This is a genomic window from Paenibacillus caui (assembly GCF_019904135.1).
In the GTDB taxonomy this organism is placed as follows: domain Bacteria; phylum Bacillota; class Bacilli; order Paenibacillales; family Paenibacillaceae; genus Fontibacillus; species Fontibacillus caui.
Genome location: NZ_JAIOGQ010000016.1, coordinates 1 through 15,654, shown reverse-complemented (window position 1 = coordinate 15,654; position 15,654 = coordinate 1). Strand labels below are relative to the sequence as shown.

Annotated in this window: 12 protein-coding genes; 7 read left to right on the top strand and 5 right to left on the bottom strand. The window is 51.1% G+C overall.

The genetic code is table 11. From position 1 onward, the window contains the following. Window positions 1-34 precede the first annotated feature (34 nt). The 4 genes from K7397_RS11040 to K7397_RS11025 form a co-directional block, all read right to left on the bottom strand. Entirely contained in the window at window positions 35-1,735 is a 1,701-nt protein-coding gene (locus tag K7397_RS11040; RefSeq protein ID WP_237690856.1) for an alpha-amylase family glycosyl hydrolase, read from the bottom strand. Beyond that, complete coding sequence (locus K7397_RS11035) at window positions 1,732-2,553, bottom strand: sugar ABC transporter permease (RefSeq protein ID WP_223068112.1); 822 nt, start codon at window positions 2,551-2,553, stop codon at window positions 1,732-1,734. The genes K7397_RS11040 and K7397_RS11035 overlap by 4 nt, the downstream gene beginning before the upstream one ends. A gap of 65 nt (window positions 2,554-2,618) precedes the next feature. Further along, window positions 2,619-3,932: a carbohydrate ABC transporter permease gene (locus K7397_RS11030; RefSeq protein WP_223068015.1), complete on the bottom strand. Its 1,314-nt coding sequence runs from the start codon at window positions 3,930-3,932 to the stop codon at window positions 2,619-2,621. A 68-nt stretch (window positions 3,933-4,000) separates the two neighbouring features. Continuing rightward, window positions 4,001-5,308 carry a sugar ABC transporter substrate-binding protein gene (locus K7397_RS11025; RefSeq protein ID WP_223068014.1) on the bottom strand — a complete coding sequence of 436 codons (1,308 nt, stop codon included), beginning with the start codon at window positions 5,306-5,308 and terminating at the stop codon, window positions 4,001-4,003. 682 nt (window positions 5,309-5,990) lie between these two features. On the opposite strand from K7397_RS11025, the gene K7397_RS11020 reads away from it, so the two are divergent. From K7397_RS11020 to K7397_RS10990, 7 genes are all read left to right on the top strand, one after another. Further along, window positions 5,991-7,739 (top strand): alpha-glycosidase, encoded by a 1,749-nt coding sequence (locus K7397_RS11020; RefSeq protein WP_223068013.1) that lies wholly within the window; start codon window positions 5,991-5,993, stop codon window positions 7,737-7,739. 335 nt (window positions 7,740-8,074) lie between these two features. Beyond that, window positions 8,075-9,112 carry a LacI family DNA-binding transcriptional regulator gene (locus tag K7397_RS11015; RefSeq protein WP_223068012.1) on the top strand — a complete coding sequence of 346 codons (1,038 nt, stop codon included), beginning with the start codon at window positions 8,075-8,077 and terminating at the stop codon, window positions 9,110-9,112. A gap of 107 nt (window positions 9,113-9,219) precedes the next feature. Next, on the top strand, window positions 9,220-9,891 hold the full coding sequence (gene pgmB / locus K7397_RS11010) for a beta-phosphoglucomutase (RefSeq protein ID WP_223068011.1): 672 nt from the start codon (window positions 9,220-9,222) through the stop codon (window positions 9,889-9,891). An 85-nt stretch (window positions 9,892-9,976) separates the two neighbouring features. Beyond that, window positions 9,977-12,304 (top strand): glycoside hydrolase family 65 protein, encoded by a 2,328-nt coding sequence (locus K7397_RS11005; RefSeq protein ID WP_223068010.1) that lies wholly within the window; start codon window positions 9,977-9,979, stop codon window positions 12,302-12,304. Between the two features lie 175 nt (window positions 12,305-12,479). Then, window positions 12,480-13,112, top strand: coding sequence for a DL-endopeptidase inhibitor IseA family protein (locus tag K7397_RS11000; RefSeq protein ID WP_223068009.1), 633 nt, complete (start codon window positions 12,480-12,482; stop codon window positions 13,110-13,112). Window positions 13,113-13,353: 241 nt separating this feature from the next. Next, window positions 13,354-14,196: a MerR family transcriptional regulator gene (locus tag K7397_RS10995; RefSeq protein WP_223068008.1), complete on the top strand. Its 843-nt coding sequence runs from the start codon at window positions 13,354-13,356 to the stop codon at window positions 14,194-14,196. Window positions 14,197-14,349: 153 nt separating this feature from the next. Continuing rightward, window positions 14,350-15,114 carry an SDR family oxidoreductase gene (locus K7397_RS10990; protein ID WP_223068007.1) on the top strand — a complete coding sequence of 255 codons (765 nt, stop codon included), beginning with the start codon at window positions 14,350-14,352 and terminating at the stop codon, window positions 15,112-15,114. 383 nt (window positions 15,115-15,497) lie between these two features. On the opposite strand, the gene K7397_RS10985 is transcribed toward K7397_RS10990, so the two are convergent. Beyond that, window positions 15,498-15,654, bottom strand: a 157-nt coding sequence (locus K7397_RS10985; protein WP_223068111.1) for a zinc ribbon domain-containing protein, incomplete at its 5' end; no start/stop codon positions are given.

Sequence of the window (15,654 nt, the reverse complement as noted above, 5' to 3'; positions counted from 1 at the left end):
GTAACCCCCGCTCCATTCTCTCTTAAGGTGAGCATTATTTCACGATGGCCGAACTGTACGGCGGCAGCACAAGCTGTCCGTCCTGGAGATGGACCCCGTCCTTGCTGGACAGAACCACTTTGGAAAAGGAAATATTCTCGTATACGCTTATATCGACTTTCTGGGGCTCGCCCGATAAATTGTGGGCGGCCAGAACTTTCGTCTCGTTCCGAACCCTCAGGAACGTCAATACACTGTCGTTTCCGGTTTGAAACGGAAGCATGCCGCCGTCTCCCAGAACGGGCTCCTCGTTTCTCCAGGAGATCATTTTTTTATAATGGTTCAGCAGCGATTCCGCATCTTTGATTTGTTCGTCCACGGAAACGACTCCATCTTTGTGCAGGGAAGGCTCCCAATTCGTCTGTCCATCACTTTTCCCGCCGGCAGTCCAGATCATCGGTTCCCGGATGTGTTCGTCGGGTTTTGTGCCCTTCATCCCAATCTCTTCCCCGTAGTAGATGAACGGATTCCCCGGCATGGTGAGCAGCAAAGAGGCCGCCATTTTCGCCCGGTTGACATTGCCGTTCAGTTCGCTCATTACCCGATTCTGATCATGGTTTGTCAAGAATGGAGCATCAACAAAAGTCCCCTGCGATTGTTTGCTGAAAAATTCATACATTTTATTCAAACTGGAGGCGAGCGTCGAAGCCCGCTCCGCTCTGGCGGAGCCGACCAGAAGCTTGGCGAGATCGAAATTGAAGCCCGAATTCAGGGCATTATCCAAATAGGGACCGACCACAGCCGGAGAATCCCATACCTCGCCGACGAGAAAAGCGTCTTTGCTTACTTCGTCGAGTTCTTTCCGGAACTCCTGCCACCACGCCTGGTTTTTGTCGGCCACGTCCTTGTTATTGACGGAAGATTTGAAATCTTCATACACATGCTTGGCCGCATCGAGGCGAAATCCGTCGACGCCCTGCTTTAACCAAAACTGGCCGATCCGGATCAACTCCTCGCGCACCTTGGGGTTATCCATATTCAGATCGGGCATGCCTTCCCAGAAGACGCCCAGATATTCGGAATCGCCCATACGATGCCATGCCTGCTGTCCCCATGCTCCGGGTTCATCGGTGCTCATGCCCGTGTCTCCGGCCCAGATATACCAGTCCCGGTATTTACTGTCTTTTCCTTTGGCGGAATCGATGAACCATGGATGCTGATTGCTCGTATGGTTGAACACCAGGTCGATAATCACTTTGATTCCCCGTTCGTGGGCTTCATCCAGCAGCTTGCGCATGTCGTCCATCGAACCGTACTGCGGATTGACGCTGTAGTAATCCGTTACATCATATCCATGATAACTCGGCGACGGATGGATTGGCATCAGCCATATGCCCTTGATGCCCAGATCCTGCAAATAATCGAGCTTGTTCGTAACCCCCTGCAAATCCCCGACGCCGTCTCCATCGGAATCGCTGAACGAACGGACGAAGATTTCATAGTATACGCCGGAACTTTTCCCCATCGGCGCGACAGCGGTGTCAAGATTGAGAGATGCTCTTGTCGGCGCCCCTGCCGGCAAGCCGGACAGTATGGCCGGGGCAGCCGGGGAAGAAGACGGATTCGATGAATCCGATAGATTCGTTGAACCTGACGAATCGGTCCCCGCGTCTAAGCAACCTGGAAGAGAAACCATTATAATGGCCATTAGCGAAAACAGCGCTACTTTTCTCCATCTTCCCCGGAAGATCCTCATCCTTTATCCGCTCCAGCAGTTAAACCTTCAACCAGGAAACGCTGGAAGATCATGAACAGAACCGTGATCGGCAATGCGATAAGGACACAGCCTGCGGCAAATATCGTAAACTGGGTGGCGAACTGGCCGCTGACCATGTTGTACAGACCGACTGCAAGCGTCTTTTGTTCATTCGTACGCAGCACCATCTGGGCGAATATGAAATCATTGAACGCCCCGGCAAAGCTGGTGACCGAAAGAAACACGATCAGCGGTCTGGACAGCGGCAGAAAGATGCGGAAGAAGATCGTCCAGTGACTGGCTCCGTCGATGCGGGCGGCTTCCTCCAGGCTTTTCGGAATCGTATCGAAGTAGCCCTTGACCAGAAGGTAACCCATAGCCGCTCCTGCCGAGTATACCAGCATTAAGGCAGAGTGCTTGTTCAGCAAATTCATATTCAGCAGCAAAATGTATACGGCAATCATGCTCATGAAAGAGGGAAACATGCCAAGGACAAACAAACCGCTCATGAGTTTCTTCTTGCCGTTAAACTTGAAGCGCGAAAAGGCGTATCCCGTCAACAGGACTAACAAGGTGCTAAACACCATGGAAACAATGGCAATCTTTAGAGTGCTCACGTACCAACGGGCGAACGGAAACATTTCAAACAGCTCCCGGTAATGGATCAATGTAAACCGGGTTGGAACCAACTGATCACTGAACAAAGCCGTACCGGGTCTGAACGAAGCCAAAATGACCCATAATGCCGGATATAGGACGTATAAAGCAATCAGTATCAACAAGAGATAGCTGATTGAAAGCCAGATCGTCCTGCGCATTTTGTATCCAAGTGTGATCTTCGCCCTGTTTTTTAAAGGCGTATTGAGGTGCGTCTGCAAGTTGTTCATCTGTACAACTCCTCCTCTTTGAACATACGGGTACGGCGGAAATTCCAAATCGAGAAGCTGGCTAAAATAATGAAGATGATAATGCCGATGACGGAAGCAAAATCATACTTCCCGTTGTTGATCGAAAGGTTGTAGAGCCAGGTAATCAAAATATCGGTATGGCCGGCAAACTGATATTCGCTGTTGGCCGGATTTCCGCCCGTCATTAAATAAATGACGTTGAAATTGTTCACATTCCCCGCGAACTGGCCGATCAGAATGGGCGACAGGGCGAACATGACACTGGGAAACGTGATTTTGCGAAATTTCTGGAACGCCGAGGCTCCGTCGACTTCGGCCGCCTCGTACAAGTCGCGCGGAATCGTCGTCAAGATGCCGATGATCAGAAGCATCGATACCGGAAAACCTAGCCAGAGGTTCACCATGAGAATCGTGGCTTTCGCCCATGTCGGATCCGACAGCCACTCCGGACCGGGGATCCCGAACCAACGCAAATATTGATTGATGGGGCCAAACTGGGAGTTGAACATATTTCTCATAATCAAAAGCGATACGAATCCCGGAATGGCGAAGGGGAGCATATAGATAGAGCGCCAAAACGCTTTGAAGCGAATGCCCGGCTGTTGAACGAGGAGGGCAACGGCAAAGCCGCCGAAAAACGTGGTTACCGTAGACAAAACAGCCCATATGATCGTCCAGGTGAAGACACCGTAAAAGGTTTTGGCCCAGGCGCTTAACGTAAACAAATCCTTAAACGCCGAAAATCCGACCCAGTCGACCAGGTTGGCCGGCGGCAAATGCTTCGGCGACGAGTAGTTGGTAAAAGCGAGCAAGATCGAAAAAACAAGCGGCAGGACGCTGAAAAAAAAGGCAAACAACAGCGGAGGGGACAGGATAATATGCGGGAATTTCTGGTCGTTGATATACAGAAGCGTTTGCGTAAAATTATTCGGCTTTCCCCCTTGATCACGCAGCCTGCCGTTAACGAATGCGTCTTTAATATTGAGAATATAGGCGATTAACAGTAGGATGAGCGCAAAAAGGACGATGAGTCCTTCAACCAGGAGAAAGATGGAATGGTCTCCAGGCACCATTTTATATATTTTGCCGACGAGTTCCAGATGCTGTTTCTTTTCTCCAAGCGTCATCAATCCCCAGAGAGCATGGCCTGAGTTTTGTATGGCGAAGTATATTCCCGCAATGTACAAAAGAAACAGAAGGATGCCTTTCGCAAATTGCCGATTATATATTTGTCCCAGTCCCATGCCGATTGCCGACAGTACGGCGGCATTTATCCGATACTTTCTCATCTTATTCACTCCTAAAATTTAGTAGAGTCACCCGCTGGGCAGGCGGGTGACTTATCGGATGCGGCCGGTTATTTACTGCCCTGCTGGGCGATGCCGGTTTTAACGTCGGCGACAGCCTTATCCATCGCCTTCTGTACATCTTCGCCGTTCCAGATCGGTTCCAGTGCCGCCGTGACCGGACCCCATACCTGTCTCATCTCAAGGATGGAAGGCATCGGATCAACCGATTTGAATTGCTCCAGGAACGCCTGAGCCCGTTCATCATCTTTCAAAGCAGGATCGTTCTCCATGCCCTTGCGTGCGGGGATGATGCCTGTCAGCTTATAATTCTTGACCATCGATTCCTGGGACGTTACATAATGAATGAACAATTTGGCCGCATTCGGATATTTGCTGAAAGAGCTTACAAAATAGGACTTGATACCGGCGAAAGGAATCGGTTTCTTGCCGTTCGGCATTGGAGGCAGCGGAACTGCGCCGACCTCAAACCCGAGCTTCTCCGGGGTAAAGTTGCCCAGCTGCCAAACTCCGTCCATGTTGATCGGAAGTTTTCCGGTCTGGAACAGATTCGTTTTTACATCGGCGGTGGCGTCGGCCACTTTAATCGGCAAGGCTTCATGCAGAGATTGATAGAACTTGATGGCTTCGATTGCTTCCGGGGTATTCAAACCGATGTCCGCCGGATCAGTACCGTTCTTCCCAAAAATATACCCTCCGTTACCGGCGATAAATGCGTAATTGTAATAGAAGTTGCCGGCTTCATACATGAAACCGAATTTGTTGCTCGCAGGGTCGTTATAGCTTTTCGCGAATTTAATAATGCTGTCCCAGGATGCAAGGTCTTCTTTCTTGACCAAATTTTTGTTGTAAAATAATAGATATGTTTCCATGTTGCGCGGGTAACCGTACAAGACTCCATCTACTGTCAGCGCCTCCACAGCCGATGGCAAGAAATTCGCTTTCGTATCTTCCGCATAGAAATCGTTCGGCAGGATCAAACCGGCGGCGATCAATTCCCCAAGGTGATCGTGAGGAGTGACGATGACGTCCGCGCCCAAGCCGGCAGGGCCGTCCGTTTTCAGTTTTGCCATTTGATCCCCGGAATTGACTTCCTGGAATTCAACGGGAATGTTGTATTTGGCCTCAAATTCCTTGGCTATCTCAACAAGAAATGGCTGCTCTTCTTTGCCTTCCCATACGATCAGTTTCGCGCCCGGCTCAGGCTGAATCTCTTCCGTACCGGTTCCCGACGGCTGGTTGTTCGTTTGCTCCGAGGCCGGTTCCGATGCTGTGGTCGGCGCATTTCCGGAACTGCCGCAGGCAGACAAGGCGAAGGCCATAACGGCCGCGAGGAAAACGGTTGCAATCTTTTTCATAATAGATGTAACCTCCCTTTTAAATGTGACGTAAATCCTTTTCAAACCAGAACGTTATTAAATCCTCCCTGTATCATGTGTTAGCTTACATCACCTCCTTTTCGAATAATGATTTGGACATGATGCATGACCTCAAGGGAGAGCAAACGTTTGCGCTTCACTGACAGCTTGAAAGGCTTGCTCACACTAAATATCTCCCCTGCAGATTGGGAAGAAAGGTGAAACGCCAAATTGTAAGCGGTTTATTTCAATCCAAACATCGCATACTTTTGGGGAAATGTAAAACGTTTGCATTGATAAAATTTTCCATGAATTATAATCTTTCCACTTGTTTTCTTCCGATATCTCCCGAATTCTAAAAATATGGAGATCTTAGATCTCGCAAGTGCGATTGTTCGCAATGTCCTTCATAGAGATTTCCGTGCCAGATTCCCATCCCCGGTTATAGTTTGATGCGAGTGAGCCAGGTTCCTTTAAGTCAGATTATAACTGAGTTAATATGCCGCCATTGTACAATCGTTTGCTCAAGTGGTATAATTTGCTTGAATGAATGCGGTTACTAACTATTTGATTCCCCATCCATTCGCTTAAATCTTGAAGGCCCTGTTACCCCAAAAGGTACATCCTCGGTATCTGTATTACCTGGGTGTGCCTTTTATCTATATACAAGGAGGAATCACGCATGCTATTGGAAGCGGTTTATCATCGTCCGAAAATAAACTGGGCATACCCCTATGACAAGGACACCATCCACTTAAGACTTCGCACCAAGAAGGATGACGTGCCCGAAGTTTACGCCTGGACCGGCGACAAGTATGCCTGGGATAACACCAAGGAGCTGATCCCGATGGAGAAGGCCTTCAGCGACAAGATGTTCGATTATTGGGAATGCGAAGTGCACCCGCCTTACCGCCGCCTGAAGTACGGCTTTCTGCTCAAGGGCGAGCAGGAAGCCTGGTGGATGACGGAGAACGACTTTCATAAAGAACGCCCAAAGGTTCCGGACCGGCTCTTCGAGTTTCCATTTATCAACCCGGTGGATATTTTCAAAACTCCCGATTGGGTCAAGGATGCCGTGTTCTATCAGATTTTCCCGGAACGTTTTGCGAACGGAGATCCTTCGCTGAATCCGGAAGGCGTTCTTCCGTGGGGAGGCAAGCCTGAACGCGGCAATTTCTTTGGGGGCGATCTGCAAGGCGTCATCGACCACCTGGACCATCTTTCCGAGCTTGGCGTCACAGGCGTCTATTTCACTCCTGTATTTGCGGCGACAACGAACCATAAATACGATACCGAGGATTATATGAAGGTGGACCCGCATTTCGGGGATACCAAAACCTTGAAGAAGCTGGTCCAATTGTGCCATGAACGCGGGATCCGGGTCCTGCTTGACGCCGTGTTCAACCACTCCGGACGAACCTTTGCTCCCTTTGTGGACGTCCGTGAAAAGGGAGAGAAGTCGAAATACAAAGACTGGTTCCATGTCCGCGAGTTTCCGCTTGCGGTCAAGGACGGAAAGCCTACGTACGACGCATTCGGCTTCGAACCGCTCATGCCCAAGCTGAATACCGAGCATCCCGAGGTCAAGGAATATCTCCTGAACGTCGCCGAGTACTGGATCAAGGAGGTGGGTATTGACGGCTGGCGGCTGGATGTGGCCAATGAAGTGGACCATCACTTTTGGCGGGATTTCCGCAAACGGGTCAAAGCCATCAATCCCGACGCCTATATTCTCGGCGAGATCTGGCATGAATCCTCCCCGTGGCTGCAGGGTGACCAGTTCGATGCCGTCATGAACTATCCGTTCACCGATGCGGTAATGGATTTTGTCGTTCACGGCACGCTTGATGCCCAGGGCTTTGCGCAGGCGATCGGCAAGCAGCTCTCCCGCTATCCGCGCCAGGCGAGCGAGGTCGCCTTCAATCTGCTGGACAGCCACGACACGCCGCGCCTGCTTACGCAGTGCGAAGGCAACAAAAGCAAGATGAAGCTCGCCGCCCTGTTCCAGTTTACATACACCGGCACGCCGTGCATCTATTACGGCGATGAAATCGGACTGGACGGAGAACAGGATCCGGACTGCCGAAAATGCATGGAGTGGGACAAGGAGAAGCAGGACCGGGAGCTGTTCGAATTTTACAAAAAGTTGATCTCCGTCCGCTCTGCTCATCCGGCCCTGCGTACAGGCTCTATTCATTTCCTGACCGCAGAACGCGATGGCAGCAGGCTCGCCTATGAGCGCCGCCTTGGCCATGACACCGTGCTTGTCCTCCTGAATAATGATGCCACGATCCAGACTGTTACAGTGGATGTTCCGGAGAACGGGTCGTGGAAGGATGCCTTTACCGGCTCCATTTGGGAAGCGCAGCGCGGCCGCCTTAGCGTGAAGCTGCCGGCTTACGGCTATGCCGTATTGACGGTGGAAAAGTAATTGTTTCAAAGCTGCCTCGGGCACTGTGCCCTGCGGGCAGCTTTGTTTATGTATGCTGATGTTATTTTTTTGATAATATCGCTTTGATGAAAGTTGTAAAATCGTTTGCATTTCCGTAATAACGACTACCGCTGATAGTATCTTTTCGGTGCTGGTTTAAACATGTGTTTGCTCGTAATTTCGCAATATTTTTCCTAATTATGGATTGAATTTGGGTAATTCCAATCAGTTTATGAACATTCTTTATGTCAACAGGCCATTTAAAACAATATCTATTTACAATAATCAGCCTATCCATTAAGATAAAAGCAAACGGTTCCACAAGGAGGTTCCCTATGGCTGTAACCATTAAGGATGTCGCCAAAAAGGCCGGTGTGTCGCCTTCCACCGTGTCCAGGGTACTGTCCAATCATCCCAGAATTAGTACCGAAACCTCCCAAAGAGTCAAAGCCGTCATGGAACAGCTAGGTTACCATCCGAACATTATGGCCAAAAGCCTCGTTTCCAAAACGACGAACAGCATTTGCGTCCTCCTGCCGAAACCGGCTGAGGAATTGTTCTCAAACCTGTTCTTTATGGAATTGATTCGGGGGATTGTAACCCAGGCGAACCGGTCCGGATACGACGTGTTGCTAAGTTCCGGCGTCAATGAGAAAGAAGAGCTGGAAGCCGTTTCCCGGCTGCTCAATGGCCGGCGTGTCGATGGCGCTATTCTTTTGTATTCGCGGAAAGATGATCCCGTTGTTGACTTCCTGTATGAACATAAATACCCGTTCACCCTGATCGGGCGAAGCGAAAATCATCATGACATTCTCACCGTAGATACGGATAATGTTCAAGCTTCCTACGATGCTACCAAGCACCTTATCTCCATGGGGCATGAGCGGATCGGTTTCGTAAGCGGGCCGCCTAATCTGGTGGTATCGCAAGACCGGTTGACCGGGTACCGTAATGCTATGTCCGATTCGGGGCTTCAGGTGCGTTCCGAATGGATCGTAGAAGGCGAATTCCTGCAGGAAAGCGGATACAGGGCGATGTCCTTTTTCATGAATCTTCCGCAGCGGCCGACCGCTCTGGTCGTCGTGGATGACATGGTATCGTTCGGGGTGCTGAGAGGGCTTCACGAGCTCAAGTTCAAGGTACCCGAGGACCTTTGTCTGGTCAGCTTCAACAATATTCCTTTGTCCGAGCTGTCCACCCCGCCGATCAGCAGCATTGATATCGGTATTTATCATTTGGGATACACGGCCTCCCAGGTGCTTATTCAATCGATCCAGAATGACAGCGTCACCGGTCCAATGCCGAAGCGCCACATCATTCCCCATCGCCTGATGGTACGGGAATCTTCGACGTTCGCTGTCTCGAACAAGTAAGACCGGTCTTGCCGCCCTTGGTTAAAATATGTGAAGCAGATGTGCTTCATATATTTTTTTCAAAGTTTGTTCAAACGTTTGCGCTATAAGGAGAAGGAGGAATTGCGATGACAGACATTCAAGCCTGCCTGTTCGACCTGGATGGCGTGCTGGTCGATACGGCCAAATATCATTACCTGGCTTGGAAGCGCTTAGCTGAAGAGCTGGGCTTCGTATTTACGGAGAAGGACAACGAACGCCTCAAAGGGGTCAGCCGGACTGCGTCGCTGCAAATTCTGCTGGAAGTCGGCGGCGTTACGGTGGATGAAGAAGCAAGGCAGCAGTTAGCGGAGCGCAAAAATACCTGGTATGTCGAATCCATCTCAGGGATGGATCATTCCGAAATTTTGCCCGGCGCTCTGGAATTTCTGAAGGAGTGCCGCACGCGGGGAATCAAAACCGCCCTTGGCTCGGCCAGCAAGAACGCCATGCTCATCCTGAACAATACGGGCCTCACTCCCTGCTTCGACGCCATCATTGACGGCACCAAAACATCCAGCGCCAAACCGGACCCCGAAGTGTTCCTGCTGGGCGCAAGCGAGCTTGGCATCTCCCCTTCGGCTTGCATAGTGTTCGAGGATGCCGAAGCTGGAATCGAGGCGGCCATCCGGGCCGGAATGCGCAGTGTCGGCATCGGCTCGCCGGACATGTTAGGACGCGCCGACATTGTCGTCCCTTCCCTTGCCGGTTTCTCGGTTAGCCGCCTGAACCGGCTGATGGATGAAACAGCGGCGTTATGAAACCGCTTTTATAACAGGAAGCCTTGCATGTCCTGCATGCAATTTCCAAATATTCGATCCTGAGAAACCAAAGGAGACGGTAAGCATGAAGCAGTATTTAAAAATAGACGAATGGTCCATCATCGAGGACTCCTTCGATCCCTCCACCCAGGAAATCTCTGAAAGCATTTTCAGCATCGGCAACGGCTATATGGGACTGCGCGCCAATTTCGAAGAGCGGTACAGCGGCCGTTCCCTCCAGGGCAGCTATATGGCCGGAGTCTACTATCCCGACAAAACGCGCGTCGGCTGGTGGAAGAACGGGTATCCCGAATATTTTGCCAAAGTGCTCAATTCCACCAACTGGATCGGCATCGACGTCGAAATCGACGGAACGCCGCTTGACCTGGCTGCCTGCCAGGTGAAGGATTTCCTCCGCGTATTGAACATGAAAGAGGGTCTTCTCTCCCGAAGCTTTACCGCTGTGCTTGAAGGCGGCCAAGAGGTGAAGGTCGAATCGGTTCGACTGGTCAGCGCGAAGCGCCATGAAATCGGGGCGATCCGCTATGCGGTAACGCCGCTTAACTTCACGGGAACCGTCAAATTTATTCCCTATCTCGACGGGGATATTCAGAACAAGGATGCCAACTACGAGGAAAAGTTCTGGAACGAAGTAGCCAAACATGCCGGAGAAGGCAACGGTTATGTCACGCTGAAAACGAAAAAGCTCGATTTCCATGTCACCTCTGTGATGTCTTGCACGGTTACCAAGAACGGCCAGCCGCTTAAGCCGAGCATCCGGCCTACCCAGAAGGAGAAATATATCGGCAGCGAGTTCACAATAGAAGCCGCCCAAGGCGACACGATCGTTCTTTATAAATATGTGGCGAATGTAACGTCACGCAATTACGGGCTTGGCCAGCTGGCCGAAGCGGGGGAAGCGGCGCTGAACAGCGCAGTGGAAGCCGGTTTTGATACGCTCGTAGAGGAGCAGGCTGAAGCCTGGGCCGCAAAATGGAAGGAAAGCGACATTATCATCGAAGGCGACGCAGCCGCGCAGCAGGCGATCCGGTTTAATATTTTTCAGCTGAATCAAACTTACAACGGAGAAGACGACCGCCTGAACATCGGCCCCAAAGGCTTTACAGGTGAAAAATACGGCGGCAGTACCTACTGGGATACCGAGGCGTATTGCGTGCCTTTCTATCTCAGCACCGCGGACTCTCGTATCGCCCGCAATCTGCTGATCTACCGCTACAAGCATTTGCAGAAAGCCCGGGAAAACGCCCGCAAGCTCGGCTTCACGAAAGGCGCGCTCTATCCGATGGTGACGATGAACGGCGAGGAATGCCACAATGAATGGGAAATTACATTTGAGGAAATCCACCGCAACGGGGCTATCGCCTATGCGATTTACAACTATGTCAACTATACGGGAGACAAGGCGTACCTCGGCCAATATGGCCTGGAGGTGCTGGTGGAAATCTCACGGTTCTGGGAACAGCGCGTCAGCTACTCCCCGGCCAAAGGCAAGTATGTGATGCTTGGCGTAACCGGCCCGAACGAATACGAGAACAACGTGAACAACAACTGGTACACGAACCGGATTGCGTCCTGGACGATGGAGTATACGCTTGAAGCGCTTGAACTTGTGGAGTTGGAGGAGCCGTCCCGGTACGCCGAGCTGGTTGAAACGCTCAAGCTGGAAGCCGAAGAGCGCAGCGCCTGGAAAGCAATCATCGCGAACATGTATTATCCGTATGATGAAGGACGGGACGTTTTCCTGCAGCAGGACGGATTCCTCGATAAAGAACTCATTCCCGTCAAGGAACTTGCGCGGGAACATTTGCCGCTGAACCAGAACTGGTCCTGGGACCGCATCCTGCGCTCCTGCTACATCAAGCAGGCCGACGTGCTGCAGGGGCTGTACTTTCTGGGTGACCGCTACGACCTGGAGACGAAGAAACGGAACTTCGATTTCTATGAGCCATTGACGGTACACGAGTCTTCCCTGTCCCCCTGCCTCCACTGCATTATGGCCTGCGAACTGGGCTACCAGGACAAGGCCTATGAAATGTATCTCCGCACGGCGCGCCTGGACCTCGACAACTACAACAACGACACCGAGGACGGCTGCCACATCACGAGCATGGCCGGCACCTGGATGTCCGTGGTGCAGGGCTTCGGCGGTCTCCGTGTCCACAATGGCGAGCTTGTCCTGAAGCCGTTCATTCCGGGACATTGGACCTCCTTCTCGTTCAAGGTCATGTTCCGGGGCGCCCGCCTGAACGTGAATGTATCGGGCAGCGAAGTGACAGTTGTCAATGAAACGGAGACTCCTGCCGCCATCCGCATCTACGACCAAAGCTTTGCATTGGATGGTCTTGGGGAGATCAAAGCCGAAAGCGCCAAGATTGGCGAAGTGAACGTATAAGCTGTAAGCCCGATTGGCGAACCGCCCGTAAGCGCTATTCTTAAGGCCCAAGGAGAATCCGGCAAAAGAGAGTCAGGCCCTCAGTCCGCTTTTCTGTACACCAAGAGTTTGGTAAAATGGCTGATATGAAACATTTCACACAGCAGTTTCGTTAACTAATACGGAGGCGAAACATATGAAGATAAATTCGAAGCTACTGTCCGCGCTTGCAGCGGCAATGATCGGGATAACAGCGCTTGGAGCGACGGCCGGAGCAGCAGCGGCCGGAACGTCGGCTCCGTCAGGGGACAAGGCCGCTGTAGCACCTTCGGCCAAGCAGCCGGAGACGGAAACCGTCAAGGTGACTGATCCTACAGCCATTACCAGACTGAATCATACGAGCGTTCCTCCGCTGATGGCGGAAGCCGGGAAACGGTATCTCTACGCTCTTTCGGGCGGCAACGGTGCAAAGGAAACCTTTGAGTTGAACGGCAAAACGTACCGATATCTGTCTGAAGACATAGGAACCCGCTCCAAGCTGCTCGAATACCTGAAGAAAAGCTACACTAACCAAGCGGCCGAATATTTTATAAACAAATTCTTTATCGTGCATAATGGCCTTATGGCCCAGCTTGATGCCGACGGCAGCTATATTCTGGACCTTGGCAAGACAACCGCCAAAATGCTCAGCATGACGTCAACCCAGCGGGTATACAAGCTGAGCGTTCCTGATCCGGAACATAAGCAAGGACCGAAATACATCATCGTAAAATTTGAGAAAGTGGACGACTACTGGAGAGTCGGAACGGCGCCGCATGCTATTTTTTAACATCATGCATTCATTCGGGAAACTGTCAGGCTGTTCTTGCTAAAGACGAGCTTGCCTGCTACAGCTCCTGCTCCTGCTCCAGATGAACCTTAAGCTTAAGCCTTGCCTTGATGATCTCTTGTAAAGAGAACCGGGGTGAGGCTTTGTTTTTTAATGATCCCTTCCGCTTCCTTTACGCAGCGCAGTTTTCAAGATATCATGGCGGTAGAAGCCATCTCCACGAAAGGAATCGGTTCTAAGTATGCTAAGAATCAGCGTCTTTTCCAAACTAACCGGGGTCTCTGTCAAGACGCTGCGGTATTACGATCAGCTCGGGCTGCTCAAGCCGGCGTTCACAGATCCGCACACGGGATACAGGCATTATTCCGAAGAACAGCTCTTGACCATGAAGCGCATCGCATGTTTTAAGGAACAGGGCTTCACTTTGGAAGAAATCAAAACTTTTTTGGCGGAAAATACCCCGTTAAACGTTATCAAGAACCAACTTGCGGATAAAGAGCTGGAGCTCCAAAACATCATTCAGCAAGCGAAGCAGCAGCTGGGTGAAGTCAAGGAGAGGCTGAATCAGGTTGAGCTGCTTGACCGCTTTGACATCTCAAAGCCTATAGCGATCAAGTATGTCCCTCCGAAGCTCGCGGCTGCTATTCGCGACGTTGTTCCGCGTTCCCAGCTTTGCCTGCTGCTGGACGAGATCACGAGATACGTCCGTTTGCACGGAGCAGAAAGTGACGGGACGCTCATGATTCTGCGGCATGATCCCGGCCACTTCGGCGAGAGCGTAAACCCGGCCGATCCGGCCGATCTTGAGGTCGCCTTGCCCCTTACCCGGGATATTCCAGGCAGTGACCGGGTGAAGGTGCGCCTCCTGCCGGAGATAAATCAAGCCGCTTCCCTGCTGCACTACTGCAATCCTTACGCCAGCGGTTGTTCGGCCACCTCCGAGGTTATGTCCTGGATCAGATCGAACGGATATTTCCCGACCAGCTCAGAGCCGATCCGTGAAATCTATTTAACTGGGGACAACGAGATGTACGGCAACCTGCGGCTGTCTGAGTTGCTTGTCCCCGTTACAAAGATCAATTAAATACGCCTCGTTATTTCCATGTTCGGTCCGTATTCTTCGCGGGTTAACATGGATTTTTTATCGGGATAACGAGGACTCCCCCTTGACTCTCCCCCTAACTGGAGGGTGTAAGCTTTGATTGCACCTATCACAATATGTCTGGGAGTGAGAGAAATGAAACGTTTGGATGGCAAAATAGCATTCGTTACAGGAGCGAGCAGAGGCATCGGAAAAGGAATCGCGCTCAGGCTGGCCGAAGACGGGGCTCTTGTGGCGGTTCATTATGGCAGCAGCCGCGAGGCGGCGGATGAGGTTGTGCAGACCATTACGGAGCGGGGTGGCCAGGCTTTTGCAATTGGGGCAAAGCTTGAATCCATGCCCGAGATCATGCAGTTAATAGAGTCCTTGCAAGCCGAGCTTGTCCGGCTAACCGGAGAGAGCCGGTTTGATATTCTGGTCAATAATGCCGGCATCGGAACATCGCAGACGTTGGAGGAGACAACAGAGGAGAATTTTGACCATATTTTCGCCGTGAACGTTAAAGCTCCGTTCTTTCTCGTCCAGCAGTCGCTGCAGCTGCTGCGCAATGAAGGAAGGATTATCAACATTTCTTCCGGCGTAACGCGAATCGCATATCCTCATATTATGGCTTACAATTTAACCAAAGGAGCCCTCAATACCTTCACCCTGCATCTTGCGCAAATGCTCGGACCACGTGGAATTACAGTGAACGCGGTGCTACCCGGTATCGTGGATACGGACGTGAACGCTTCCTGGCTGCACACGCCCGAGGGTCACAAGCATGCGGCAGAAATGTCCGCGTTTGGCCGGGTGGGCGAAACTTCAGATATCGCAGACGTCGTATCTTTCCTTGCGTCCCCGGACAGCCGCTGGGTCACAGCACAGCTGCTCGACGCCACCGGGGGATCGCATTTGTAGGGAAGACAGGTAATAATAGCGGCAAAACAAATTGTAAATAATCATGGTATGATTTTAGCTTAGTGGCGCCAAGCTTGAGGGCATCCTTTGGGTGCCCTTTAGTGATTAGCCCATAGGAAGGCATAGACTAATTCTTGTCTAATAACAGATCGAATTTAACTGACGAGTCGTGAATTTCAAATGGATTTGAACGTGATAATATTTCAACAGTTAAGTTTAAGGAATCAGTTGAGACTCCCACGACTAAAGTCGCAAGCCCTACACCTTACGGTGTGACGGGTGGGATTCTTGAATGACTAAACGTTCGCAGTCCATTTCTGTTTTGAACAGCCTTCAAGATGAGGGCATCTCATTGCCCCTCCTAAGACAGTGCATATAGCATCTTAGGCTGATTGACTGTTACCATCAATCACAGGTGCATATCGAATATTCATAGCACCGACTAAATCTCTATGTTTTTCGAATCCGCATTTACACTTATATTTTCTATCTTGTGCCTTGTTCTTTTCTGAACACTTCGGACATGTTTGACTTGTGTAC